Origin of the sequence: Corynebacterium sp. (assembly GCF_030532965.1) — a bacterium.
Classification (GTDB): Bacteria; Actinomycetota; Actinomycetes; order Mycobacteriales; family Mycobacteriaceae; genus Corynebacterium.
On the sequence record NZ_JAUNKC010000001.1, the window covers coordinates 235,335 to 259,451 of the forward strand.

A 24,117-nucleotide genomic window follows, 5' to 3' on the forward strand; every position below is an offset into this window, starting at 1 on the left:
AAACAACTAAGCTTGATAGCTATGACAGCTCATTTCACCGATGCCACTTTGACCTACCGTCTTGCCAAGGGAACAGGCGATATCCTCAAGGGTATCCGCACCGTCGGTGTGTTACGCGACCGGGCACTTGGCGACGCTGGCGACGACCTCGCACAAAACTGGATTGCCCGAGTGCTTGACCAACACCGCCCCGACGACGGATTCCTATCGGAAGAAGCCGCCGACAATCCAGAACGCCTAGGCAAAGATCGGGTCTGGATTATCGACCCACTCGATGGAACCAAAGAATTCGCCACCGGTCGGCAAGACTGGGCTGTGCACATTGCCCTGGTAGAAAACGGGATCCCCACCCACGCGGCCGTGGGGCTACCGGACCTCGGGGTTGTTTTCCACTCCGGTGAGGCTCGTGCGGTGACCGGCCCGTTTTCCAAGCGGATTGCCGTCTCCCACAATCGGGCACCGGCGGTGGCCCATTTCGTGGCGGAGAAACTCGGTTTCAGCGCGGACCCTCTCGGTTCGGCTGGTGCTAAAGCGATGCACGTTTTGCTTGGCGATTACGATGCCTATATCCACGCCGGCGGCCAGTACGAATGGGACTCCGCAGCGCCGGTCGGGGTGTGTAAGGCTGCGGGTCTGCATTGCTCCCGCTTGGACGGCACTGAATTGACCTACAACAATAAAGACACTTACCTGCCAGATATTCTGATTTGTCGCCCAGAGTTGGCGGACGAAATCCTGGAATTGGCGGCCGCCTTCCGGGAGGAAAACGGCTGCTACTAATCCGTACTTGGGTTTATCCAGCTCGCACCGGTTTGTGAATAAGATTCTCCTCACTGCCCGGAGCGGGCTGATTGTTTTTGACTCAAGTACCAGTACACTTGTAAACCATGTCTGATGCGATCGCCACCCCATATGAAGATCTCTTGCGGAAAATCCTGGCGGAAGGCACCCACAAGGATGATCGCACGGGAACGGGCACCACGAGCCTTTTCGCGCAACAGATGCGATTTGATTTGGCGGACAGTTTCCCGCTGATCACCACTAAGAAAGTTCATACCCACTCGGTTGTGGGTGAATTGTTGTGGTTCTTGCAAGGATCGTCCAACGTTGGTTGGTTGCAAGACAATGGCATCCGTATCTGGAACGAATGGGCTGACGAGGCTGGCGAATTAGGGCCAGTGTATGGCGTGCAATGGCGCAGTTGGCCCACCCCGGATGGGCGTCACATCGACCAAATCTCCGGCGCTTTGGAATTATTGAAATCCGACCCGGATTCGCGCCGCAATATTGTCTCCGCGTGGAATGTCTCCGAGCTTCACAATATGGCGCTGCCGCCGTGCCACCTGTTGTTCCAACTGTATGTCGCCGACGGAAAACTATCCTGCCAGCTGTATCAGCGCAGCGCAGACATGTTTTTAGGCGTTCCGTTTAATATCGCGTCGTATTCCCTGCTGACCCACATGTTTGCCCAGCAAGCCGGTTTAGAAGTTGGCGAGTTTATTTGGACTGGCGGCGATTGCCATATTTACGACAACCACCACGACCAGGTCGCCTTGCAGCTAAGCCGTGAGCCGCGCCCCTATCCGCAGCTTGAGCTGACAAAAGCGCCGGATCTCTTCAGCTACACCTTCGATAGCGTGAATTTCGTAGGCTATGATCCGCACCCGACAATTCGGGCGCAGGTGGCGGTGTAAGAAATAATGCTGCACGCAATCTGGGCCCAAAACGAGGCCGGAATCATCGGCGATGGTGCGACCATGCCCTGGCACGTTCCGGAAGATCTCAAGCACTTCAAAGAAAAAACGCTCGGTGCCGATGTCATCATGGGCCGCAAGACCTGGGAGTCGCTTCCCAAAACCCCGCTACCGGGGCGAAGGAACATCATAATCTCCCGCAGACCCGCCGGGGAGTGGTCGGCCGGTGCCGAGGTCACCGATACGATCCCCACTACCGGCTGGATTATCGGCGGCGGCCAGTTGTATGCGGCAACGATTAACGAGGTTTCCGTCATCGAGCGCACGCTTATCGACGCCCCTGTAACCGCCGCCGATTTAGCGGGCACCGCAGTCTACGCCCCGGAAATCCCCGCCGATTTCACCTGCCGCGATCGCAGCGAGTGGTTCACCTCGACTTTAGGGCTCCGCTACCGGTTTGAAACGTGGGTCCGAGGGTAATTCCTCGAACCCACTCCTCAACCGAATTAGTCTTCGTCTTCCATAAAAGGCTCTGCCACTGCTAGGAGACCGGCAACCGAGGGGCATACGTACCAAGCGCCGGTGAGGGCATCCGTAAAGTAGGTCAACGCATCCCGAGGACCACCATCGGCACCAGCCATTTGACGCAACATCTGCTCCAACCGCCACTGCTGGAATGAGAAACCAACAAAGGCCGTACCGTGATTGGTCAACTCACCGTACGAGGTGTTACGCCGAAACACGTCTTGCTCTTCGCCGTCAATTTCCACGACAGACCGGGAGACGTGGGAGGAATCGGGCATGGTATCCTCCGGCAATTCGACGCTGTCCTGTTTGGTTCGACCGATCACAGCCTGTTGTTTGTCGGTGGACAAATCGTCCCATTCTTTGACCCGGTGTCCCCACTTCTGGAATAACACCACCGACGAACCGGCACCGGGTTGCCCGGCGGGGACCCCAACGAGCCCAGGTGCTTCGAGTGCGCCCGGATTTTCGGTGCCGTCCTCAAAGCCGGTGAGGTCACGGTTAATTTCATACGCCCATCCGACAGTTTCGTCGGCGATGGTGAAATGGTCAGCCAGTTGCTCCATGATGTGTTTCGCCACATCAAATGACTGGGACCTGGAAAACGATGCCACCCACAGCCACGCGTCGTGCTGGGTGGCGGGCATTTGGTAGTGGTCAGCGCCTGTGATTGGTTCATTGAACCCGTGGACGTCGTTAGGCACAAGTTCGCTCGCGGCAACCTCTGCCCACAGTTCGGGGCGCACGCCGACCACGGCATTTGCGCCCACGGTGGTGGGGAGGTTGATTGCGGCGGCGAGTCGGCCGACGGCTTCTTTCGCATCGATACCGTCGACCAGGTCGAGTTCTAGATACAAATGATCGGTGGTACCTAGGGCGGTAATTCCAGTTTGGTGAGTCATAGATCTATTATGCCCACACCGTCTAACTCCGCATAACCATAAACGACACAGCTAATAACCCGTTTCGCCAATTTACGTGCCGGCTTGAAGGAACCGAACACCCAGTGCCTTCACTCAGGGTTCAGCATTTTTGGGTGCCCGGCTACATCGAAGAGCTATTGCTCATCACGCGCCGTAACCGTTCAATGTGGAGGGCGAGGTATCCGATTTCGTTGGGGCTGAGTTCGCCGTGTTGGGGTGCCAATTCCTCCGCCACGTGCTGTGCGACGACGTAGGCGGTCGGCGCTTCCTGCGCGATGACCGCGCCGAGCTTTGCAATGGGCCCCTCAGCCAGCTTCCCTTGTTCCAGACGGATAAAGAGATACCGAAGATGAGTAATGAAACGAGCAACGTCGATGGAATCTCGATCAAGGGCACTGCCAATGCCCGATTCGACGATGCGGAGAACGTCGGTCAAACTGTGCGGCAGGGTGTTTGCCGCCCCGAGACGATTGAACTGGGCATTCACAAAATGCATGGCGAGCAATGCAGCTTCGTCGTCAGGCAATTGAACACCGGTACGCTCCGCGATCAATGCCAACGACTTGCGCCCCACCGCGAATTCAGTGGGAAATAGTTGGGCGATTTCCCAGCGTAACGGATACTCAATGACCACGTTCCGGGCCACCCGTTCGACGGCGAAGCTGATATGATCCGCCAGCCCAAGAACTAACGCCTGGCTATCTTTCCGCCCCACCAATTGGGCAATCTCAGCCGCTAGTTGGATCATTTCCAGCGGAATATCCACGGAAAGTTGGGTGAGGTTGGCGATGCTCTGGGCGGCATTAGGCACGAATACTTGTTCGGCATTCGCCGGATCGATGTCATCCCCCAGGCGTTTGCCAAACCCCAACCCGCGTCCGAGGAGTATCGTCTGGCCGCAACCGTCAGTACACAACACAGCATTGTTATTGAGAACGCGGATAACTTCCATTGATACTCCACGGGTCCTGGCTTTTAAAGGCCTTCACCATTGGTGGCTATGACATTGTGATACCACGCGAAAGAAGGCTTCTTTTTCCGTTCCATCGTACCGTGACCAGCGTTATCACGATCCACATAGATCATCCCATACCGCTTTTTCATCTCACCAGTGGTGAAGCTGACCAGATCAATGATTCCCCATGGGGTGTAACCCCACACGGTAACCCCATCGTCAGCAATGGCCTTGCCTACCTCGGCGATATGCGCGGCAAGATAATCGATACGCGGTTGATCCACAGCAATGCTGCCATCGGGAAGCACCTCATCCACCATGCCGAAGCCATTCTCGACGATGAAGATCGGCAGGTTATAGCGGTTGTACAGTTGATTGAGCGCGAAGCGAAGGCCGACCGGATCGATGGGCCATCCCCAATCACTAGCCTTCAGGTGAGGGTTGGGGACAGAATTGCGCATTCCGCCCGAAACACTTTCCGAAGCATCGGCCCGGGCATCAGCTTTCACCGTGCCGGACATGTAGTAGCTAATGCCCACGTAATCCACCGTGCCAGCTTTGAGGATCTCCGCGTCCCCGTCCTCATAGCCAAGGTCGATCCCTTCGCGTTCAAAAAACTTGAGCGCATAACCCGGATATTCACCACGACAATGAACATCGGCGAAGAAGAATCTATCCCGATTGGCGATTTCGGCAGCCATGATATCTTCTGGATCACAGCTAAAGGGGTACATGGGAACCATGGCGATCATGCACCCGATCTGGAAATCGGAGTTGATGTCCTTGCCGACAGCCACCGCCTTCGCGCTTGCGAGAAGCTCATTATGGGCAGTCTGGTACAGCACCTGATAGGGGTCCTCCCCCTCAGCAATAGTGACGCCAGAATTGGTCCAGAGGAATAACGGATTATCAACATTCATCTGATTGTTGATCTCGTTGAAGGTCATCCAATACTTCACCTTGTCCCGGAACCGGGTGAAACAAACCGTGGCGAAACGCTCAAAAAACGCCACCAGTTCGCGGTTTCGGAACCCTCCGTATTCCCGCGCCAAATGCAAGGGAAGTTCAAAGTGGCTGAGTGTGACCACCGGTTCGATACCATGCGCGAGCAGTTCGTCGAAAAGCTCGTCGTAGAATTGCAACCCTGCCTCATTAGGCTCAGTTTCGTCCCCATTAGGGAAAATCCGACTCCATGCGATGGAGGTACGGAAGCACTTCAACCCCAATTCAGCGAATAGGGCGATATCGTCCCTAAACCGGTGGTAAAAGTCGATGGCCTCATGGTTGGGGTAAAACTCCGTCGGCTCGATTTCCTCAGTCAACCGGCGTGCAACACCGTGCTTTCCTGCAGTCAATATGTCCACGACGCTGGGGCCCTTGCCACCGGCGTTCCATCCGCCTTCAAGCTGGTGGGCGGCTACTGCCCCGCCCCAAAGAAATCCAGTGGGAAAATTGCTCATGATCTCTCTCCTTATCGTTGTTGAGCTGCTTCAAGTTCTGGGACGAGGACGAGTATTTCGTCACCATGACGGGCCTTGGCAATGGGGCGAACAACAAGGTCGCTAAACATCTTGCTATTGGTCACCAGTACTGGTGTCACGGTGCTCAGCCCCGCCTCTTCAATTGCTGTAGAGTCGAACTCCAGCAAAAGCTCACCTGCTTCTACCCGATCCCCCTTGGCAACATGGCTGGTAAACGGCGCCCCACCAAGAGTGACGGTATCAATGCCGACATGAATGAGTACTTCCACTCCGTCGTCGGAAATCAAACCGACGGCGTGCCCCGATGGAAATAGCGTGGCGATCTCACCAGCAAAGGGAGCATACACTTTGTTGTCGGTTGGTTTGATGGCAACGCCACGTCCCATGGAACCGGTGGCAAACACCGGATCGTCTACGTCCTCCAATGCCATTACTGCACCGCTGATTGGGCTGGTGATCTTTAACACGCCGGTTTCCGCAGCCTTAGCTGCATAGTTTTCCGCTTCTTCCGCATCAACCACCTTCGCGTCCTTATCTACGGGATCAATAAACCCGATGAACTGCACCAGCAGGATTGCGCCGAAGAAAGACACGCAACACCCAATAACCTCACCCAACAACGAATTCGTCCCCGGGCTATAGGCGTTCATGATGGTCAACGGACCTGGCAAACCCGCATATACATATTGTTTAGAGCCAAACAACGCCACCACAACAGCACCGACGGCACCGGCTACGCACCCACAAACAAAGGGCTTCTTCAACCGCAGGGTCACACCATAAATAGCCGGTTCGGTAATACCGAAAATACCCGTTAGCGAGGCAGAAGCCGCTACCTGCTTCATCTCTTTGCTACGCGATTTGATAAATACCCCGAAGGCGGCACCTACCTGACCGATCACGGCAACAGTTTGGAATGCCTGGAAGCTGTCGAAACCGTACTGGTCGAAGTTTGCAAGAACCATTGGGGTGACACCCCAGTGAACCCCGAAAATAACCAGTACCTGCCAAAAACCACCGATGATCGCCGCAGCCAGTGGCGGGAAGAAATCAACAAGCCAGTTGTATCCATTAGCCACAAAGTTCGCACCGCCTGCGGAAATCGGGCCGATGGCAAGGATAGTTAACGGCACCATAATCGCGATGCAGATAAGAGGGGTGAACAGTTGCACGACCACACCTGGCAGTACCTTTCGGCACCAACGTTCCAAATAGGATAAGACCCACACCAAGATCAGTGGCGGTAGAACCGTCGACGTGTAGGTTGTTGGTGAGAGCGCGATACCAAAGAAGCTTACAGTTTCACCATCCGCAATACGTGACGCAATGGCTGTGAAATCAGGGTTGACCAGTGCCGCCGCGCAAACCACTGCGATAAACGGATTGACTTTGAAAAACTGTGCCGCTGTGATGGCAATCAAGATAGGCAGGAACGTAAACGGCGTCCAGGAAATGAAGGTGAAGATCTCAAATGCACCGGTTTGCTCCACCGAAGGGGATATAGATTTAGCGATGATAAGCAACCCTTGAATCAAACCAGCCGCCGCCAGCACGTAGATAAACGGCGCGAACACTGCCGACATCATGGCGATGATGCGATTTAAAACGGTGGGTTTGGCACCAGTTTCAGCAGCTTCTGGATCGAGATCAAGTTCGTCAACGACTACCTCATATACATCGCCAACGTGATTGCCGATTACTACCTGGAACTGACCACCTTTTTCCACCACGGTGATAACACCAGGCAATTCCCCAACTTTTTCGTGTGCGCCTTCGGGGGTGGTTTTGAGCTCTAGCCGAAGTCTTGTGGCGCATCGTGAGACTTGGCGAACATTGTCCCTGTCGCCGACAAGTTCAATTATGTCGCGCGCCAGTTTGGGATAGTCCCGCACTTTCTCGCTCATTTTCGAGACGTCCTTTCTGAAGTTTGCAAGACCATCCCCAAAGCGAAACCCCAAAAAGAAAAACTCCGCACGCAAAGCACCAAAGCAAACCCTTGAGGGGTTCCGCTTAAGGTTCTGCCTCGCTGTCGGAGTAACAGGCCTTATAGCCGATTAGGTCTAATACTAGGCCACATCCGTCACAATTTGCCGTAACTATGGCAGACATCATAAATATCAAAATCGCTGCATATTAACCCCAGCGTTCTCCGACTAAACAGCTGAAAATGCCGCGTTCAGTCACCAACCGATCCCCTATCTCACAGCATCATGACAACAGGGCGTCTCCCGGCATCATGGCCACAGGGATTCGACGGCCTCAAAGGCGGAGCCTGATCCACCGCATTCTGGGATAACGCACTGAGGACCTAACCGCTTTGGCTTAGTGGTTTCGACGGTGCAAATGTGGTTTTCGGCGCAAATATTCCCAGACCCAAGATCCAAAACCCCTCTACAAAAGCAGCAAGTCGCGCTGCGGCGGAACCCCAACTCGACTTTTACGTCCCCAAGGGCTCGAATCCAACCGCCGAACCACGAAAAGGTCGAGTTGCCCTCAAAAATGCGCACCGCACCCAGATTGGTGCAGGTTATAGCCCCATCCCCCACAGTTTCAACGCCAATGTGCAGCAAATCGGGTCATGTCGCGACCACAAGTTTTCGTTCCCCCGACCAAAACACGGGTGTTGTACAGCACACCAGAATGCTCTCAAAACTTATGGTTTAGCCGGGAATTATTCCCGCGCCACAAACGTTGGAGTAGTTATGAGCAATGAATTTGTCACCCTTCACACCACCACATGGTGCCCGTTTTGCCAGAAGTTAGTCGCAGCGCTTGATTCGGCAGGAATCCCCTACGCAAATATTGATGTCGAAGAAAACCCCGAGGCAGGCGAATGGGTGAAATCCGTCAATAACGGAAACCGAGTAGTACCAACCGTGCTATATTCCGACGGCAGCCATGCCACCAATCCACCTGCTAAGCAGGTGATTCGCCGCTACGAAGAGCTATCGAGTTCGCGCAATAAGTAAATGTCCATAATCCAGCCGTGTTCGGCACGTAGCTTCTTTTTGCGCTCGGCCAATTCGGCTCCGATTTCAGAAACATAGCCGTGAACCAACACCTCATGAGGTGTTCCCACATAAGCCCCCCACCACATATAGGTGTGGGGGTTTGCTGCTTCCAACCACGCGGCACCGCCATCAAGCATCACCACGCAGTTACGGTGCCGGGCACCTTCTGACACCTGACGGCCCGTTGTGATAACAATTTCCTCACCTACCCGGTTAAGGAGAATCTTGTGCGCAGCAGTCAACGCTTGGACCGCCGTGATCCCAGGAATAACCGTCACAGTCATCGGCTCGGTGAAGCGCTCAATGATGCGCAACGTCGAGTCATATAACGATGGGTCGCCCCAAACCAGAAACGCAGCCACCCCATCTGGATGGGTGTTGTCGATAATGGTTCGCTCTAGAAGTTCCGCTCGCGCGTCATGCCACCGGTGCACCTCCGCGGAATAATCCTGCGGATTGCGATCCCGGGGCGGGTCAGCAACCGCTATTAACGGGATGTCAGGGTTATGCGCGTTAAGAATCTCCCGCCTTACGCCCAGTAAATCGTCTTTTATATCCCCTTTGTCCAGCGCCACCACAACATCGGAACGTCGTAAAGCGGAAATACCTTCCAACGTAATATGTTGCGGATTACCTGCACCAATACCAATAACTACGATCTCACGCATGTTTACCTTTGCCCAACATTTAAAAAACCTGCCTCGTGTATACACGTAGGCAGGTTTTAGTCTAAACCGAAACGGATTAATCTTCCTCGTGGAAAATGTCATCCCGGTCGGCTGGCGTAAGGTGGCCGGAGAAGTCAGCGAAGTTACGGGCAATACTGCGCTGCATGAATAGTTCACAAGCCTGCGAAAGACGCTTTGCGTCGTACATGTTTAGCTGCAAAATCTGTTCAGCAGTGGTGCCGTCCTCGCTGATCTGCTCCACCACAAGATACTCGAATGTGTTTTCCTCAATCAGACGAGTGATGATCTTGCGTGATTTCACATCGGTGAAAGTTGGCTTCAATTCGGACATGGTAACCCCTTAATTTCGCAAGTGGACAATTACTTCAATCTTAAATGTTCGCTGCCGACTGCGGTGGGACACAGAAACCATTTACCCGAATTGGGGGTAACTGCCGTAACTGATCCGGCGGGCGCTGCGCTGGCCGTCGAAAAGCAGTCAGCGAAAACCGTGCTAATCCACGTATTGCTGGCATACTGACAGCAATTGGTGCGCATCGAAATCATTCAATGTCAATATCCGCGACGACGATCCATCCTCATGCAATAGATCCAAAACCAATAGCCGTTGGCCGTTTTCCTCAATAATCGTCGCTGCAACCGCGCGGCGCTCCACATCATGAAAAATCGGGTGACGATCTGGCATGCTCAAACCCTCCTTAACCAAAACCCAGCAAACGTTCCTGCAACCAGCATAAGCAGAACCCGTGCCCAAGCGATACCACTTGGGGCAAAGAAACCAACCAAATCCGCTGCCACCACACGCCTACAAGGGAACTACCCGGTAGCCCCAATCCGCGTAACGATATCCGTTGGCAACGTAATCGGGCGCTCCACACTAAGTATCTGGTGAAGTGCAGCTTCGTCGCCCTCCCTAATGGCACGCACGGTGTCAGATATATCCGTAATGGTCACCGTCCACTCGTCAACATACTTTTCGACGGCCTCACCACTCAATCCAATCTGAATGCTGCGATGCGAAAGCTTCTCCAACGTTTCCGACCGCTCCGGATCCCATTGCACCCGCACCGGTTGCGCCACCATGTCCGTCCGCCACGCTTCCTCACTATCGTGCAGATGTGGGTCAAAATGCGCCCAGGCCGAATGCCGCAACGCCCACTCAAACCCCGACTTGTGAATGTCAATGGCCAAAACATGCTCCTGGCCGGGCTTCATTCCCCACCCACAGCGGTACATCATCCACAGAAACGACGGCTTAATCCAGGTCATTCGGTCACGCTTAAACGGCGGCACGAACTGTTGCGCAGCCACTGCTGGCACAGCGATCGCGGGCGAATACGCTTGATACACGCGGATAGTTGATTCTGTGGTGTAGGCCCGAATTTGCCGCAATGGGATCTGCTCGTTTTGCATTCACAAAAGACTACCACCCTGCTTTTTGTTCCAAACTTACTGGGTGCGCTACCCTAGGAAAGTCACTGCCCCAGTAGCTCAGTGGATAGAGCACGGCTCTCCTAAAGCCGGTGTCGGAGGTTCGAATCCTCTCTGGGGCACTTTTGTCATCAGTCGGGACATAGTTGACATATCAGTCGCGACATGGTGGACATAACCGGTGGTCTGTGTTCTGAAATAGGAACACGGATCGCCGGTTATTTTTGCGTTAAGGGCTCGTGCTGGGTGAGGGTTCGTATTCGTTTTTCTGGCATGTTCTGACAGTCAATAGTCGGCAGGTAGACGCTTCGGAATGAGGTTGTGGCAAGGGCTAGGCGAAATAGTTGCTGCCTTTCCACACGCTTTGCAACCGATAGGTATTGATTCCTGCTTGGCGCATTATGTGCGTCGACAAGCAGGACGCAATCGATTCTGGCTGTGTTTTCTTTCCCTAAGGTGTGCAAAAACGACAACTGCGCGATTGTTGGCGGGAAAGCGGAATCGGGCTGGCATGTGAAAGGTCCAGGCGTACTTTTAGGCTTTTCTTTGGTTCAGACGCAACCGGCAGATTGGTGATTTTTGCATAAAGTTGCGCATTTTGCTGGAGTTTTATTCGTTTTCCGATGGTGTTACAGGCACGGGCGGCGGTATTCAGGCACGTTTGTGACCGAACTTTTATCAAATTCTCTGCCCCCATCCGGCATTGAAAAACGTAGATTTATAGCGTCTGATTTTCAATATTCCCCTTTGCAGGGGTGAAAATTCTCAATGCTCATCGTTTGCATAAATTGGTCGGTCGTCTGATCTAAAAAGATTCAAAAGCGCCAATCAAACTTTAGGCTACCCCTCAAAACATAAATGTTTCATTAACGGTTACCCCCTTATTTCCCACGCTGAAGAATTGCTAACCAGTGAATTTGCATCAAAGATGCAGCATAGCGCGCCTGCTGTATTAAAATTCACCTCCGGCCCGCTTAAAAGAGCATTACAACCGGTTTTTTCGCAGCAATACCCCCGTCGCATTTTATGCAGTTTTTACGCAAAATGGGGCTACACTCTGTAATCATCAACATTGATAACGGCCAAAAAATTCCGTTGTGTATTCCGGAATTTCACCGCAACACCAAAGGAGCAGTCCATGAAAAGGTTTTTCTCAACCTTCTATCTTGCTCTTTTTGGTGCACTTGGAGTGTTTAGTTTCGTTCCGTATTTCGCATGGCAGTTATACAATTCCCAGCCTTACCCGTCGGAGGTTATCGACGCGGGCCAATACGCACATGGCGATGAAAGCGACTCTTCCACGTTCCTTGCCCCCATGGCTGGCGGCAATCTTGCGGAAATCTCCTATGGCGAACCCAATGTTGCATATTTGATGAAGTCGGTAGCTTCTTACGGCGGGATGCAAATCGAGGAATGTTTGCACGATCAATCCCCTGGTGCGTCCTTGATGTATGACGGGACGCTACTGTACACCGATTATTGTTTCACCGAATCCCAGAAGTCTTTGGGGGCACGGATGGAATCGCAAAGCATCCAGGTACAGCTCGATCAGAGCCCTTCGGTTTCCACTACTAATATGGCGGTGGTTGGCACCGCCACGGTCACCCCTTAGGTGCATTTTTCTTAACCGGTTCCAGGTTATTTCACCACCAAGGTACTGGTTTTGTAGTTTCTGCCATAAACTACTTCCCTATGATTACCGTGTCTTCTTCGGATACCTATGTCCTCGCGGCAGGTATTGTTGAATCCGGCCCATTGGTGTCGTTTGCGTGGATTATGAGCGGCGCCGTTTTAGCGCCGTTTGTATCGTGGATGACTGGTCGGAAAATACCGGCTGTCGTATTACTCATCGGCTACGGAATTTTGATTGGCCCGTATTGGCTGGGCCTAGCCTCCACTGAAGGTGGCGTGGGGCTATTAAAACAGCTGGGATTGGGCATGTTGTTTTTGCTAGCTGGCTACGAGATCAATCCGCAAACACTGCGAAGCAAGGAAGGGCGCAGCGCCGCATCCACGTGGATTATCTGCATGATCTTAAGTTTTGCGGGCGCGTTTTTGCTGTTAAATCCTGATAATGCATCCACGGCGGTTGCGCTGGCTATCGCAGTCACGTCCACTGCGGTTGGCACCTTAATGCCGATTATGAAGCAGCAAGACACGTTGCATAAGCCGGTGGGCAAATCTTTGCTGGTGCATGGCGCGATTGGTGAGGTGCTCCCCATTCTTGCGATGGCATTGCTATTGTCCGCCCGCGCTACCTGGGTGACTGCAGTTGTGTTATTCGGTTTCTTCCTGATCGCAGGCATTGTTGCGATGATCCCCCGCACGGTGCAGTTTTTCCTCCCTTGGATGCATAAAGCGATGGTAGATGAGGCAGGCTCGACCAACCAGACTGTTTTGCGGCTGGTGCTGTGGATGTTGGGAATCTTGATGGCGGTGGCCGCCGTATTCGAACTGGATGTGGTCTTGGGTGCATTTGCGGCGGGTGTTATTTTGCACCAGATGGTGCCAGAGAAGTATCAAACAGCAATGGAACAACGGTTGGATATCGTCGGGTATTCGCTCTTGATTCCGGTTTTCTTCATTTGTTCGGGCATGTCGATCGACCCGAAAGCGGTTCTTAATAACCCGTGGATGCTCGTGATCTTGGTACCACTCATTTATGTCACGCGCGGACTTCCGGTTCTGCTGCGGGAGCTTTTCGGCAATACGGGTTCGTCCCTGGGCAGCGTCCGGGAAAAGATTCAGTTGAGTTTATATACGGCAACCGCGCTGCCGATTATTGTCGCGGTGACCGAGGTGGCTGTCGCTTCCGATTTGCTTAGCGACGAGAATGCGTCGCTGTTGGTCGCCGCCGGTTCAGCCACAGTGTTGTTATTCCCACTTTTGGCGCATGTGCTGAAGCCGCGTGGTGAGAAATCCGCCGTTTCGACTGATAACACGGTTGAGGAATCCGCCGCCCCACACAGTGATTAGCAATAGCGCTATCCATGGCGGTGATTCTTGTAATTTTCGGGGGCGGTCTTCGGGTTAAAACCTAAAACAGCACTTTATTTACACCCCAGACCCTGTTACTGTTGTTGACTAGTGTTAATAAAGTTGCTGAAGGTTTAACGGGTTTAGCCCGTTACCCTTGGCTTTCCGAGACTCTTTTGGGAGATCCATGAGTATTTTCAGTCGCCGCCGTTTCCTTAAAACAACCGCTGTGGCTCTCGCCGGTGCGCTCACGCTTTCCACCACCGTCGCCCCCACCGCCCACGCACTCGGCCCCGTCCTGGGAACAGTCATCGACTACGCTGCGGGCGTTCCGAGCGCGACCGCTATTCGGGATGCGGGGCACATCGGCACGGTACGTTACGTTTCCCAGCGTCGCCCCGGAACCGAAACCTGGATGGTCGGTAAGCCTGTCACCATCGGCGAAACTCAAGCACAGGCACGTCAGGGTCTCAAGACCGCTTCGGTCTATCAATTCGGCAAAGACGCATCCGCCGACTGGAAGCAAGGCGCTGCTGGTGCGGCGATTCACGCGCCACAGGCTATCGCGTTGCACGTGGCGGCGGGCGGGCCAAAGGGACGCCCAATTTACGTCGCTATCGACGACAATCCGTCACGACAGCAGTACGAACAGCAGATTCGCCCATACCTGCAAGCCTTCAACACCGCTTTGCGCAGCCAGGGGTATTCCATGGGCGTGTACGGAAATTACAACACCATCGACTGGTCGATCCAGGACGGGTTGGGGTCGTATTTCTGGCAGCACGACTGGGGTTCTAATGGGCGAATTCACCCACGCACGACCATCCACCAGAAAGCCGGTTTCACTCAGGTCATCGGCGGGGTCACCGTGGATGTGAATAACGTTTACGCGCAAGACTGGGGCCAGTGGACCCCGGGTGAGGCAGGTACGACACCGGCTGCGCCAGCGGCACCTGGTAATAGCTCGCCATCTGGTCAAGGCGGCAGTTTACCGTTTGATGCGCAAACCCTCAATCAGATCGGAAACACGCTTAATAGCATGTCAAGCCAGATTCCAGGCGGACGGCAATTCCCAATGCCTTCAGCAGATCAGATCAATATGGCACTCGAAATCGCTAAGAAATCGAGCTAAGCAATCAACCACCAAATTCGGTGTTCTTGCCCTCACCAAGCAACTGGTATTCGACCAATTTGGTGAGGGTTTTTGCATCGCCGTGAACAGCAGCCACCGCCACGAAATTATGCCCAAAACTAGCCGAAGAATGCAGATCCTTGTCGTTCGACCACGCCCACTTGGAACCGAGAACCCCTGGTAGGACGACAGTACCGAAGTCCTGAGTCGTTCCGTCGGATGCTTTAACTTTCGCTTCCCGCATGGTTTTCAGCACTTGTGAACTTGGATCGAAAGTTTTGAGCTGGGCTAAAAAATAGGCAACATCGTATGTTGAGGTCACCGAATAGCCCCAGGCAGGATCGCTTTTTGTGGAATCAAGGTTGAAATCCTTGGCCACAGAATCGATGGATTCCGGGTAGGTTGCGAAAAGCTCGTCGGCGGCAGAATCATCAGATTTCGAGATCATGACCTGCGCCAATTCTTTGTCCTCTTTCGTTCCGTGTTCAAAGACGTAATGAGCAATATACAGCTTGATCAGGCTTAACGCCGGCCGACTATCGCGCTCATTTGCCGAACCAATATGCGCCCCGGTAGCGAGATTGACGTAAGTAATTTGATAGCCATGGGTATCCAGTTCCGGGTCAGACAGTGGGGTGTAATGGAATCCGGAAGTGTCGAGTTTCTTAGTGGCGTTAGCGGGCGCCGCCATCACCTTCGGCGTAACGACGATCGGGTCAGCGACGCTGCACGACGTCAGCATGAAAACGGCAGCCAGTGCGACAGCTGCCCTGGCGCTGGTGGCCATCGTCGAATACGCTCGGCGCGTACCACTAGCTAACCTCGAATTGGACATGCGAATTATCCTAGCCTGATCGTTTTTAGGAATGGGAAATGCCCCTGGTACGCACTGTCAGCGCTGGCAAGAATTCGCTGAAACAATGGGGGTACCAGGGGCATTGTCGCCAGTTTCTTCAGTTATTGACACCCGCTTAGCGAAGTGCCAATTCCTCAAAACGTTTAGTGGTCAACTGCCGCCTCAACACCGACACCGGTCAGGGAGCGGACTTCCATTTCTGCCTGCAGATCGTCCAGGTTGTCTGGCTTTCCGACGAAGGTACCGACGATACCTGCGATGAAGGCCAGCGGGATGGAGACGATACCAGGGCTGGAAAGCGGGAACAGGGCGAAGTCCACGTTCGGCAGCATCGAGGTTGGGGAACCGGATACAGCTGGGGAGAAGATAATCAGCAACAGTGCCGCGCCAAGGCCAACGTACATGGAGGCCACTGCACCGGTGGTGTTGAAGCGCTTCCAGTACAGCGAGAGCAGAATGGTTGGCAGGTTAGCGGAAGCTGCGATGGCAAAGGCCAGCGATACCAGGAAGGCAACGTTCTGACCCATGGCCAAGATGCCCAAGATGATGGAGAGGACACCGATGACGATAACCGTGATCCGGGAAACCCGAACCTGCTCTTCTTCTGAGGCCTGGCCGTTACGCAGCACCGCATTGTAGATGTCGTGTGCGACAGACGCGGAAGCGGTAATCGCAAGACCCGCCACCACAGCCAAAACCGTGGCGAAAGCAACAGCGGAGATGGCGGCCATGAAGATCGGACCAGCCAGAGCAAGTGCCAACAGTGGGGCCGCAGCATTTGCACCACCAGGGGCGGCGGTAATAGCGTCGGGGCCGACCAGCGCGGCGGCGCCGTAGCCGAGAACCAGGGTCATGAGGTAGAACGCACCGATGAGGATAATCGCCCAGGTAACGGAACGACGGGCCTCGGTAGCGGTTGGCACGGTGTAGAAGCGCATCAAAACGTGAGGCAGACCAGCGGTACCCAACACCAGCGAGATACCCAGGGACACGAAGTCCAACTTGGTCAATTCAGTCTTTCCGTATTTCAGGCCCGGTTCCAGAATCTTGGATGCCTCATAGCCCTTTTCAGCGATGTAGTCTGAAGCTGCGTGCTTGCTTACCGCGAGATCCATGAGGGTGGACATTCCGCCCTTAGCTGCAACGAATACCAGGATGGTCATGATGCCAACGCCGCCGACCAGAAGAACAGCTTTGATCATCTGGACGTAGGTGGTGCCCTTCATGCCGCCGATAAGTACGTAGAGGATCATGATGACACCGACGACAGCGACAACGATGGACTGTGAGGTGGTGTCGTGGAGGTCAAGCAGCACGGAAACCAGCGAACCAGCGCCAGCCATCTGGGCGATCAAGTAGAACAAGGACACGAACAGCGTGCCGAACGCAGCAGCCACACGAACTGGCTTTTGCTTCAAGCGGAACGAAAGCACGTCGGCCATGGTGAAGCGGCCCACGTTTCGGAGCGGCTCGGCGACCAGCAATAGCGCCACCAACCATGCGACGAAGAAGCCGATCGAGTACAAGAATCCGTCGTAACCGTTGAGCGCGATCGCGCCGACGATACCAAGGAAGGAGGCTGCGGAAAGGTAGTCACCCGCGATGGCGAGGCCATTTTGTTTACCGGAGAACGATGCACCACCGGTGTAGAAATCGGAGGCGTCTTTAGTGGTCTTACCAGCCCGAAGCACCACCGCCATGGTGGCGACGATGAAAACCAGGAATACCGCGATATTGAGGATAGGGTTTCCGGCCGAGGTGGTAGCGGAAGCGAAAATTGATTCAGTCATGAGTGTTACCGTTACCCTTCCATTGCCTCACGAATAGCCGCTGCCTGCGGTTCGATGTTCTTATTTGCGTAGCGAATGTAGATCCAGGTGATCAGGAAGGTGGTAGCGAACTGGGCGAAGCCAGCAATCACTCCCATATTGATCGAGCCGATTACTGGCTGTGCCATGAATGATGGGAAATAGATGGCCGAAATAACGTAAGCCACGTACCACACGAAGAAGGCTACCGACATCGGGAACGTAAACGATCGATATGTCCGCTTGAGCTCGGCAAACTGCGGGCTCGCTTGCATATCGCGAAATTCTTGTGCAGTGGGCTGACGCCGCTGCGGTGCTTGAGCAGCACTCATAAAAAAACTCGCTTTCTCAAAACCAGGGGAAACCCCCAAAGAAGTGTTCATTCATCGTGAAAGAGGAATGATGTGAAGAAACTGGCAACTCAGCACAACGTTAAGCCGAGGCAATAACACCATTACTTCGACAGAAAAATCTGTTAGGTTGGCTGCGTCACACAGAAAAAGTTACCTAACTCACTTTGCAATGGAGAACTAAAATAGTGATTTAGGTCATTTACAACCATTAGCTCACCCCCAACAACGGCCATGAACTCGGTTTTCCATCCCCAATACCCCACCCCCATTATCTCCCCGGACTGGGAGTTGTTAATTTTGCGAAGACAACATTCACAATCTAGGTTGCAAATTTTGTGAATTCACAACCTAGACTCGCGAATCTACCGGCCCCGGAAAACAGGTGCCCGCTTCTCACGACGCGCGGCCTTCGCTTCCGCCGCGTCTTCGCTCGCCCAGCACACGTCGTAAAGCTCCTGCTGCTGGGCGTCTAAGTTATAACTACCGTCGCGCTCGTTCAGCACCCCCTTCAGCTGCTTCATCGCCAATGGTGCAAGCGACGCCACTTCCTCGGCGAAATTCAATGCGGTTTGACTATCGCCAATCTTTGTCACGAATCCGACGACAGCTGCTTGTTCAGCGGTGACCCGCTGGTGGGCAATCAGCATGTTGCGAGCAATCGAGCCTCCCAAGAGATCCTGCGCCCGATTAATCGTCCACGAATCCAACGCAAAGCCGAGTGCTGCGGCGGGAACCCCGAACCACGCATTTTCGCCCGCCACCCGAAGGTCGCAGGCCAACGACAACTGACTACCCGCACCGACCGCTGGCCCTTGAATGTCCGCGATAACCGGAACCGGCGAATTCACAATCGCCCGCAACATGGTGTGCAACGCCTCATGGAAACCACCACCATAAACGCCACCAGTTGCCTCCGCCTGAGTATCAGTTGGGCCGAGGTCAGCTCCGGCGCAAAAGGCTTTGCCATTGCCGCGGATCAAGACCGCCCGTGCGGTTTCACCTGGGCCATGCGAAGCCTCATGCACCGCGACCGCGATCTTGCGGCACATATCTGTATTTAACGCATTGCGTTTTTCCGGGCGATTAAGAGTGAGGATTCGCACCTGCCCACTCGTTTCTACCAGCAATTCTTCATCAGTTTCCGATTCCGCCACTACCCCACTGCCTTCCATGTTTTTCAGTACTGTTTTATTATTCGGCAACGCGTATCGTTATTACCCAGTAACCCGTGGCGCGTTTATCACCACCGCGTCACGGTCATGGTCGCCCATCAACCGGCCGAAAATGTCGCCCGCTTCGATAGCGCGGACGACCATCACATTCGTCTCGTACTCGCGCGCCGCGCTAGTCTACCTCGCCGGGAAACTCGGCCGGATCTGCATACATGCGCCCTGCGATGTCGCTATCGTCCAAGGCGGTCAGTGCCGCAACATCTTCGGGTGCTAGCTCCCAATCGAAGATCTCCAGGTTTTCCACTTGCCGCTCCGGGCTGGCGGCTTTCGGCACCGTCGACACCCCTAGCTGATACAGCCACCGCAAGACCACCTGTCCGGGAGTCTTGACAACACGACGCGCAATCTCTTCAATCACAGGGTGTCCAAGCACATGGCCCCGGGCCAGCGGCGACCACGCTTCGGTGATGATCCCTAATTCGTCATGTGTCGCGCGCATGCCAGCTTGGGAGAAACCGGGGTGCAATTCGATCTGGTTGAGCACCGGAACAACGCCGGTTTCCCGATGAATATCCGCCAAATGCTCAGCATTGAAATTCGCCACCGCCACGGATTGCAATTGTCCCAGTCCTTGAATTTTGGCTATCGCCGCGAAGCTCTCTACGTATTTGCCGCCTTGCGGCCATGGCCAATGCACCATATAGCAATCGAGGTAATCGAGCCCGAGATCGGCAAGAGACTTTTGGAATGCGGTTTGCACCAATCCTTCCCCGTGGTGGTCGTGCCACAGTTTGGATGTGACGAACAGTTCGTCGCGCGTGACATCACCTGCGGCAATGGCCTCGTTGATGGCCTTACCCACTTCCACTTCATTGCCATAAATGGCTGCGGTGTCGATATGCCGATAGCCGACTTCGATAGCCCTGCGAACGATGCCTACCGCTTCCGGCCCCGTTACTTTCCATGTGCCGAATCCAATTGCGGGCATCTCGGTGCCGTCGTTAAGCGTAAAACTTGGAATGTTTCTAACTGCCATACCCACGTTTGTACCCCTTTTTGAGTAATCACGAGTGAAGTAAGGCTGATTCTTTTCCAAATACATCCACAATAGGGGGTGTCAAGGGGCTAATCTGTACCCCATGACACGCATTTCCGCCCAGCAACTCATTTCCGAAATTCTCGACCCACATTCGTTCATATCGTGGGACAAAGCCCCTCATTATGGGGATATTTCCGACGACTACGTGGCAGCCCTGGCCAAAGCCCGGGAGAAGTCCGGCGTCGACGAAGCAGTGGTCACCGGAGAGGGAACTGTCTTTGGCACCCGCGTTGCTTTCGTGCTCAGCGAGTTTGCGTTCCTCGGCGGTTCCATCGGCGCGGCAACCGCGCGCCGCATCATCGACGCAATCCATCGCGCTACAGAAGAACAACTCCCCCTGCTTATCTCACCGTCGTCGGGTGGCACCCGCATGCAAGAAGGCACACCCGCGTTTGCACTCATGGTGTCGATCACCACGGCTGTTTACCGGCATAAAGACGCTCACCTGCCGTTTTTAGTGTATTTGCGCAATCCCACCACCGGCGGCGTTATGGCCTCCTGGGGTTCGGCCGGTCACTTCACCTTCGCCGAGCCCAATGCCCTGCTCGGGTTCCTCGGCCCTCGCGTTGTTGAGCTCACCACCGGCCGCCCGATTCCGGAAGGCGTGCAGACCGGTGAGAACTTGGCAGACAAAGGCGTCATCGACGGCGTCATTTCGCCGCAGCAACTGCGGGGATCTATGCGCAAGATCAACGACGTTTTATTGTCCCCGCCCGCGATCGCGGAACCTACTGTTCATGTTCCGGTCGCCGCCGCGCTTCCCGCCACCGCCTGGGACGCAATCACCGCGACCCGGCGCCACGACCGCCCCGGCTTACAGCAGCTTCTCGACGCGCTCGGCGCCGAGCAGGTGATCGCGCTGTCCGGTACCGGCGATGGCCGCACCTCCCCCACGATAAAGGTGGTATTGACCCGGATCGGAGGTCGGCCGGTCGTCGTTATTGGCCAGGATCGTCACAATCAGCCACCGCTTGCAGAAACCGAAATGGGGCCTGCCGCACTGCGGTTCGCCCGGCGCGGCATAGCGTTGGCGCATCAGCTCCAGATCCCGCTCATTTCGATCATTGATACCACTGGTGCGGAATTGTCGCAGGCGGCTGAGGAATCCGGGATGGCCGGTTCGATTGCCCGAACGCTCGGCGAGCTTGTCGATGTCGACGTGCCTACCGTTTCCGTTATTCTCGGCCAAGGCTGTGGCGGCGGTGCGTTAGCGATGCTGCCCGCCGATAAGGTATTAGCCGCCGCGAATGGCTGGTTATCGCCGTTGCCACCGGAGGGCGCGTCGGCGATCATTTACCGCGACACCACCCATGCGCCGCAGATGATGCAGGACCAAGGCGTATCCGCGCAGGCGTTGTTGGAGGCGGGAATCATCGACGACATCATCCCTGAGGCCCCCGATGCGGCCGAGGAACCAACGGAGTTTATCCAACGGGTGATTGAGCACATCACCCACGCATTGTGGGAGTTGGAGAATAATCCCAAGCGGGTGGGCCGGGAGCAACGTTTCCGCCATTACGAGCGGTTGGCTGATTCGTTGATTGGCGACTAGGGAAGCAAAAATCCGGTTACCTACCGAAAAACAACTGTTCGGGGTAACCGGATTTTTCTTGCGGATTAACCGACGCTGATCAAGTCGATGACGAAAACCAAGGTGTGCCCAGCCAGTGGGTGGTTAACGCCTTCGGGGCCATAGGCGGCCTCTGGCGGGATGATTAACTGACGACGCCCGCCAACCTTCATGCCGGGGATGCCCTCTTGCCAGCCAGCGATGAGGTTGGCTAGCGGGAATTCAATTGTTTGGCCACGATCCCAGGACGAATCGAACTCCTGGCCGGTTTCGAAGTCGACACCAACGTAGTGGACTTCCACCAGACCATTCGGCAGTGCCTCCGGACCGTCACCTTCGATGAGGTCGGTGATGACCAGGTCCTCTGGGGCTGGGCCGGTTGGTTTTTCAATAACTGGCTTCTCCATGGGGGATGAATCTCCTTTGGACTGTGAAGAAAGAATAAAGCAACCGACAAGAGCCGGTCACGAAAACTCCCATCCTATTGTAGTGGGTGTTTGCGTAACCGGCTCCATTTTGCAGCTCAATTATGATTCCGCATCACAATTGTTTTGCATCGAAGTGGGTGTTCCAGCCTGACTATGCCCGCTCGGAACGAGGGGTCACCTTGCGCAGGGTTTCACCGGTGTAGATCTGCCGTGGACGGTTGATCTTGGTGGTGGTAGCCAGCTGCTCCCGGTACTGTGCGATCCAGCCTGGTAGACGACCGATGGCGAACAGAACGGTGAAGAAGTCGGTTGGGAAGCCCATTGCGCGGTAGATCAGGCCGGTGTAGAAGTCTACGTTCGGGTAGAGCTTGCGCTGGATGAAGTACTCGTCGGACAGTGCGATTTCTTCCAGCTTCATAGCCAGATCCAGCAGGTGGTCGCCACCGAGGTGATCCAGGATCTCGTGTGCGGTGTCCTTGACGATGGCTGCGCGTGGATCGTAGTTCTTGTACACGCGGTGGCCGAAGCCCATGAGGCGAACGCCCTTTTCCTTGTTCTTCACGCGGTTCATGAAGTCGGTTGCGTCGCCGCCGTTCTTGTCGATCTCTTCCAGCATCTCAAGAACAGCCTGGTTAGCGCCACCGTGCAGCGGGCCGGACAGGGCGTTGATGCCACCTGCGATAGCGACGAACATGTTGGCCTGTGCGGAACCGATCATGCGGACGGTGGAGGTGGAGCAGTTCTGCTCGTGATCTGCGTGGAGGATGAGCAGCTTATCCAGGGCCTTGGTGAGAACTGGGTCGACCTCATAAGGCTCGGTTGGGTAACCAAACATCATGCGCAGGAAGTTTTCACGCGCGTTGAGGGAGTTGTCTGGGTACATGTACGGCGCACCCTTGGATGCCCGGTATGCGTATGCTGCCAGCATTGGAACCTTCGCAAGCAAGCGAACGGTTGCCTTATCCAGCTGTTCCTCATCCAATGGATCAAGCTGATCCTGGTAGTAGGTGGAAAGAATATTGACAGAGGAAGCCAGAACGCTCATTGGGTGCGCATTGCGCGGGAAGATGGAGAACTGGGCCTTGAAGTCCTCATCCAACAGGGTGTGGTGGCGGATTTCGTCGTTGAACTTTTCCAGTTCTTCCTGATTTGGAAGCTTGCCCTTGATCAGCAGGTAGGAGACTTCGTTGAAGGTAGCGTTTTCAGCCAGGTCTGCGATGTCATAGCCACGGTGACGCAGGATGCCTTCATCGCCGTCAATGTAGGTGATCTTAGACTCGGTGGAGCCGGTAGAGACATAGCCTGGATCGAAGGTAACCAGACCGGTCTGTGCCAGCAAATTGCCCAGAACTACACCATCATTGCCTTCGGTGGCTTTGATGATGTCCATCTCGAACTCGCCACCAGGGTAATGAAGTACAGCCTTTTCGTTTTCAGTAGCCACAGCTTCCCTTTCATTTTTATTGAGGACTCACGACACCGGGAATGGTAACTAGTTCCCAGCGAAGTTGAAGAAACTATAGTAGTGCCAAAACTTTATGCACAATACATACGTGCAGTTGCGCATGCAGTTGGTAGCTAAAACGGCCTGACACCTTCACCAATCAAAAGTGAATGTTTATACACTGTTGATTCAGTTGTATTGGCTTAGACGACAAAAACGTTTTAAAAGATTTAGTTGTATTTCGCAGCGGCTGCCCACCGTGAGGTGTTGTGGTTTTTGGCGAAACCTTCGCGGCTCCACCACTCCACAACGAAAGGTTTAGGTGGGTGAAATCACCAAGTTATTTTTGGGGATTATCAATCAGCCTTGCTCCTCGTATGACAGTACATACTTATAGCTGCGCGTGGGGCATTGCACAGTGTACCAAAAGCTGTGATACGCGCGACAGCTAATGAATTCCCTGCATATTTACCCTGTTCAGCCCGGAATCAATCACCCCCTACCACCCCCTTAACCTGACGGATTGCTAAGGGCATATTTACAAATTATCCCCTACGCATGGCTTCTGAA

Annotated in this window: 23 protein-coding genes and 1 tRNA gene; 9 read left to right on the forward strand and 15 right to left on the reverse strand. The window is 54.4% G+C overall.

Annotated elements, in window-relative coordinates:
- Positions 1 to 21: 21 nt before the first annotated feature.
- The 3 genes from Q4D85_RS01095 (at position 22) to Q4D85_RS01105 (ending at position 2,174) form a co-directional block, all read left to right on the forward strand.
- Entirely contained in the window at positions 22 to 780 is a 759-nt protein-coding gene (locus tag Q4D85_RS01095) for a 3'(2'),5'-bisphosphate nucleotidase CysQ (RefSeq protein ID WP_303197616.1), read from the forward strand.
- A gap of 107 nt (positions 781 to 887) precedes the next feature.
- A complete protein-coding gene (locus Q4D85_RS01100) occupies positions 888 to 1,694 on the forward strand; it encodes a thymidylate synthase (RefSeq protein ID WP_303197618.1) in 807 nt (268 codons plus the stop codon).
- 6 nt (positions 1,695 to 1,700) lie between these two features.
- Positions 1,701 to 2,174 carry a dihydrofolate reductase gene (locus Q4D85_RS01105; protein WP_303197620.1) on the forward strand — a complete coding sequence of 158 codons (474 nt, stop codon included), beginning with the start codon at positions 1,701 to 1,703 and terminating at the stop codon, positions 2,172 to 2,174.
- Between the two features lie 26 nt (positions 2,175 to 2,200).
- On the opposite strand, the gene Q4D85_RS01110 is transcribed toward Q4D85_RS01105, so the two are convergent.
- From Q4D85_RS01110 to Q4D85_RS01125, 4 genes are all read right to left on the reverse strand, one after another.
- Positions 2,201 to 3,121, reverse strand: a complete 921-nt coding sequence (locus tag Q4D85_RS01110) for a Dyp-type peroxidase (protein ID WP_303197622.1) — start codon at positions 3,119 to 3,121, stop codon at positions 2,201 to 2,203.
- A 142-nt stretch (positions 3,122 to 3,263) separates the two neighbouring features.
- Positions 3,264 to 4,094: a PRD domain-containing protein gene (locus tag Q4D85_RS01115; protein WP_303197625.1), complete on the reverse strand. Its 831-nt coding sequence runs from the start codon at positions 4,092 to 4,094 to the stop codon at positions 3,264 to 3,266.
- 23 nt (positions 4,095 to 4,117) lie between these two features.
- Complete coding sequence (locus Q4D85_RS01120) at positions 4,118 to 5,557, reverse strand: 6-phospho-beta-glucosidase (protein WP_303197627.1); 1,440 nt, start codon at positions 5,555 to 5,557, stop codon at positions 4,118 to 4,120.
- Positions 5,558 to 5,568: 11 nt separating this feature from the next.
- The gene (locus tag Q4D85_RS01125; protein ID WP_303197628.1) at positions 5,569 to 7,482 is read right to left on the reverse strand and encodes a beta-glucoside-specific PTS transporter subunit IIABC; all 1,914 of its coding nucleotides are present in this window, start codon (positions 7,480 to 7,482) and stop codon (positions 5,569 to 5,571) included.
- Between the two features lie 798 nt (positions 7,483 to 8,280).
- Here Q4D85_RS01125 and Q4D85_RS01130 point away from each other — a divergent pair.
- Positions 8,281 to 8,547 carry a mycoredoxin gene (locus tag Q4D85_RS01130; RefSeq protein ID WP_303197629.1) on the forward strand — a complete coding sequence of 89 codons (267 nt, stop codon included), beginning with the start codon at positions 8,281 to 8,283 and terminating at the stop codon, positions 8,545 to 8,547.
- Here Q4D85_RS01130 and cobF read toward each other — a convergent pair.
- The 4 genes from cobF to Q4D85_RS01150 all read right to left on the reverse strand — a co-directional run bounded on the left by cobF (position 8,514) and on the right by Q4D85_RS01150 (position 10,691).
- A complete protein-coding gene (gene cobF, locus Q4D85_RS01135) occupies positions 8,514 to 9,257 on the reverse strand; it encodes a precorrin-6A synthase (deacetylating) (RefSeq protein ID WP_303197630.1) in 744 nt (247 codons plus the stop codon). The genes Q4D85_RS01130 and cobF overlap by 34 nt on opposite strands.
- A gap of 76 nt (positions 9,258 to 9,333) precedes the next feature.
- Positions 9,334 to 9,609, reverse strand: coding sequence for a hypothetical protein (locus Q4D85_RS01140; RefSeq protein ID WP_303197631.1), 276 nt, complete (start codon positions 9,607 to 9,609; stop codon positions 9,334 to 9,336).
- A gap of 162 nt (positions 9,610 to 9,771) precedes the next feature.
- Positions 9,772 to 9,963, reverse strand: a complete 192-nt coding sequence (locus Q4D85_RS01145; RefSeq protein ID WP_303197633.1) for a hypothetical protein — start codon at positions 9,961 to 9,963, stop codon at positions 9,772 to 9,774.
- A gap of 131 nt (positions 9,964 to 10,094) precedes the next feature.
- On the reverse strand, positions 10,095 to 10,691 hold the full coding sequence (locus tag Q4D85_RS01150; RefSeq protein WP_303197634.1) for a DUF4291 domain-containing protein: 597 nt from the start codon (positions 10,689 to 10,691) through the stop codon (positions 10,095 to 10,097).
- 67 nt (positions 10,692 to 10,758) lie between these two features.
- On the opposite strand from Q4D85_RS01150, the gene Q4D85_RS01155 reads away from it, so the two are divergent.
- The 4 genes from Q4D85_RS01155 (at position 10,759) to Q4D85_RS01170 (ending at position 14,817) form a co-directional block, all read left to right on the forward strand.
- Positions 10,759 to 10,831: transfer RNA gene (locus Q4D85_RS01155), tRNA-Arg, on the forward strand.
- A 1,016-nt stretch (positions 10,832 to 11,847) separates the two neighbouring features.
- Positions 11,848 to 12,321 (forward strand): hypothetical protein, encoded by a 474-nt coding sequence (locus Q4D85_RS01160; protein WP_303197635.1) that lies wholly within the window; start codon positions 11,848 to 11,850, stop codon positions 12,319 to 12,321.
- Positions 12,322 to 12,401: 80 nt separating this feature from the next.
- Positions 12,402 to 13,685 carry a cation:proton antiporter gene (locus tag Q4D85_RS01165; protein WP_303197637.1) on the forward strand — a complete coding sequence of 428 codons (1,284 nt, stop codon included), beginning with the start codon at positions 12,402 to 12,404 and terminating at the stop codon, positions 13,683 to 13,685.
- Between the two features lie 187 nt (positions 13,686 to 13,872).
- Positions 13,873 to 14,817, forward strand: a complete 945-nt coding sequence (locus Q4D85_RS01170) for a DUF1906 domain-containing protein (protein WP_303197638.1) — start codon at positions 13,873 to 13,875, stop codon at positions 14,815 to 14,817.
- A gap of 4 nt (positions 14,818 to 14,821) precedes the next feature.
- Here the strand turns inward: Q4D85_RS01170 and Q4D85_RS01175 are convergent, their stop codons facing one another.
- The 5 genes from Q4D85_RS01175 to Q4D85_RS01195 all read right to left on the reverse strand — a co-directional run bounded on the left by Q4D85_RS01175 (position 14,822) and on the right by Q4D85_RS01195 (position 20,042).
- On the reverse strand, positions 14,822 to 15,652 hold the full coding sequence (locus Q4D85_RS01175; protein WP_303197639.1) for a hypothetical protein: 831 nt from the start codon (positions 15,650 to 15,652) through the stop codon (positions 14,822 to 14,824).
- Positions 15,653 to 15,816: 164 nt separating this feature from the next.
- Positions 15,817 to 17,463 carry a cation acetate symporter gene (locus tag Q4D85_RS01180; protein ID WP_303197640.1) on the reverse strand — a complete coding sequence of 549 codons (1,647 nt, stop codon included), beginning with the start codon at positions 17,461 to 17,463 and terminating at the stop codon, positions 15,817 to 15,819.
- 11 nt (positions 17,464 to 17,474) lie between these two features.
- Positions 17,475 to 17,813: a DUF485 domain-containing protein gene (locus tag Q4D85_RS01185; RefSeq protein ID WP_303197641.1), complete on the reverse strand. Its 339-nt coding sequence runs from the start codon at positions 17,811 to 17,813 to the stop codon at positions 17,475 to 17,477.
- A gap of 383 nt (positions 17,814 to 18,196) precedes the next feature.
- Complete coding sequence (locus tag Q4D85_RS01190; protein WP_303197642.1) at positions 18,197 to 19,006, reverse strand: enoyl-CoA hydratase; 810 nt, start codon at positions 19,004 to 19,006, stop codon at positions 18,197 to 18,199.
- Positions 19,007 to 19,178: 172 nt separating this feature from the next.
- Positions 19,179 to 20,042 carry an aldo/keto reductase gene (locus Q4D85_RS01195; RefSeq protein ID WP_303197643.1) on the reverse strand — a complete coding sequence of 288 codons (864 nt, stop codon included), beginning with the start codon at positions 20,040 to 20,042 and terminating at the stop codon, positions 19,179 to 19,181.
- A 103-nt stretch (positions 20,043 to 20,145) separates the two neighbouring features.
- On the opposite strand from Q4D85_RS01195, the gene Q4D85_RS01200 reads away from it, so the two are divergent.
- Complete coding sequence (locus tag Q4D85_RS01200) at positions 20,146 to 21,657, forward strand: carboxyl transferase domain-containing protein (protein WP_303197644.1); 1,512 nt, start codon at positions 20,146 to 20,148, stop codon at positions 21,655 to 21,657.
- A 65-nt stretch (positions 21,658 to 21,722) separates the two neighbouring features.
- Here Q4D85_RS01200 and fkpA read toward each other — a convergent pair whose 3' ends face one another.
- Positions 21,723 to 22,082, reverse strand: a complete 360-nt coding sequence (gene fkpA / locus Q4D85_RS01205; RefSeq protein WP_303197646.1) for an FKBP-type peptidyl-prolyl cis-trans isomerase FkpA — start codon at positions 22,080 to 22,082, stop codon at positions 21,723 to 21,725.
- A gap of 172 nt (positions 22,083 to 22,254) precedes the next feature.
- Positions 22,255 to 23,547, reverse strand: a complete 1,293-nt coding sequence (locus Q4D85_RS01210) for a citrate synthase (protein ID WP_303197647.1) — start codon at positions 23,545 to 23,547, stop codon at positions 22,255 to 22,257.
- Between the last annotated feature and the right edge of the window lie 570 nt (positions 23,548 to 24,117).

Excerpts from the sequence above, each read along its gene's own strand:
- Q4D85_RS01095 (WP_303197616.1), top strand. The coding sequence starts at position 22 with ATGACAGCTCATTTCACCGATGCCACTTTGACCTACCGTCTTGCCAAG.
- Q4D85_RS01100 (WP_303197618.1), top strand. The coding sequence starts at position 888 with ATGTCTGATGCGATCGCCACCCCATATGAAGATCTCTTGCGGAAAATC.
- Q4D85_RS01105 (WP_303197620.1), top strand. The coding sequence starts at position 1,701 with ATGCTGCACGCAATCTGGGCCCAAAACGAGGCCGGAATCATCGGCGAT.
- Q4D85_RS01110 (WP_303197622.1), bottom strand. The coding sequence starts at position 3,121 with ATGACTCACCAAACTGGAATTACCGCCCTAGGTACCACCGATCATTTG.
- Q4D85_RS01115 (WP_303197625.1), bottom strand. The coding sequence starts at position 4,094 with ATGGAAGTTATCCGCGTTCTCAATAACAATGCTGTGTTGTGTACTGAC.
- Q4D85_RS01120 (WP_303197627.1), bottom strand. The coding sequence starts at position 5,557 with ATGAGCAATTTTCCCACTGGATTTCTTTGGGGCGGGGCAGTAGCCGCC.
- Q4D85_RS01125 (WP_303197628.1), bottom strand. The coding sequence starts at position 7,482 with ATGAGCGAGAAAGTGCGGGACTATCCCAAACTGGCGCGCGACATAATT.
- Q4D85_RS01130 (WP_303197629.1), top strand. The coding sequence starts at position 8,281 with ATGAGCAATGAATTTGTCACCCTTCACACCACCACATGGTGCCCGTTT.
- cobF (WP_303197630.1), bottom strand. The coding sequence starts at position 9,257 with ATGCGTGAGATCGTAGTTATTGGTATTGGTGCAGGTAATCCGCAACAT.
- Q4D85_RS01140 (WP_303197631.1), bottom strand. The coding sequence starts at position 9,609 with ATGTCCGAATTGAAGCCAACTTTCACCGATGTGAAATCACGCAAGATC.
- Q4D85_RS01145 (WP_303197633.1), bottom strand. The coding sequence starts at position 9,963 with ATGCCAGATCGTCACCCGATTTTTCATGATGTGGAGCGCCGCGCGGTT.
- Q4D85_RS01150 (WP_303197634.1), bottom strand. The coding sequence starts at position 10,691 with ATGCAAAACGAGCAGATCCCATTGCGGCAAATTCGGGCCTACACCACA.
- Q4D85_RS01160 (WP_303197635.1), top strand. The coding sequence starts at position 11,848 with ATGAAAAGGTTTTTCTCAACCTTCTATCTTGCTCTTTTTGGTGCACTT.
- Q4D85_RS01165 (WP_303197637.1), top strand. The coding sequence starts at position 12,402 with ATGATTACCGTGTCTTCTTCGGATACCTATGTCCTCGCGGCAGGTATT.
- Q4D85_RS01170 (WP_303197638.1), top strand. The coding sequence starts at position 13,873 with ATGAGTATTTTCAGTCGCCGCCGTTTCCTTAAAACAACCGCTGTGGCT.
- Q4D85_RS01175 (WP_303197639.1), bottom strand. The coding sequence starts at position 15,652 with ATGTCCAATTCGAGGTTAGCTAGTGGTACGCGCCGAGCGTATTCGACG.
- Q4D85_RS01180 (WP_303197640.1), bottom strand. The coding sequence starts at position 17,463 with ATGACTGAATCAATTTTCGCTTCCGCTACCACCTCGGCCGGAAACCCT.
- Q4D85_RS01185 (WP_303197641.1), bottom strand. The coding sequence starts at position 17,813 with ATGAGTGCTGCTCAAGCACCGCAGCGGCGTCAGCCCACTGCACAAGAA.
- Q4D85_RS01190 (WP_303197642.1), bottom strand. The coding sequence starts at position 19,006 with ATGGAAGGCAGTGGGGTAGTGGCGGAATCGGAAACTGATGAAGAATTG.
- Q4D85_RS01195 (WP_303197643.1), bottom strand. The coding sequence starts at position 20,042 with ATGGCAGTTAGAAACATTCCAAGTTTTACGCTTAACGACGGCACCGAG.
- Q4D85_RS01200 (WP_303197644.1), top strand. The coding sequence starts at position 20,146 with ATGACACGCATTTCCGCCCAGCAACTCATTTCCGAAATTCTCGACCCA.
- fkpA (WP_303197646.1), bottom strand. The coding sequence starts at position 22,082 with ATGGAGAAGCCAGTTATTGAAAAACCAACCGGCCCAGCCCCAGAGGAC.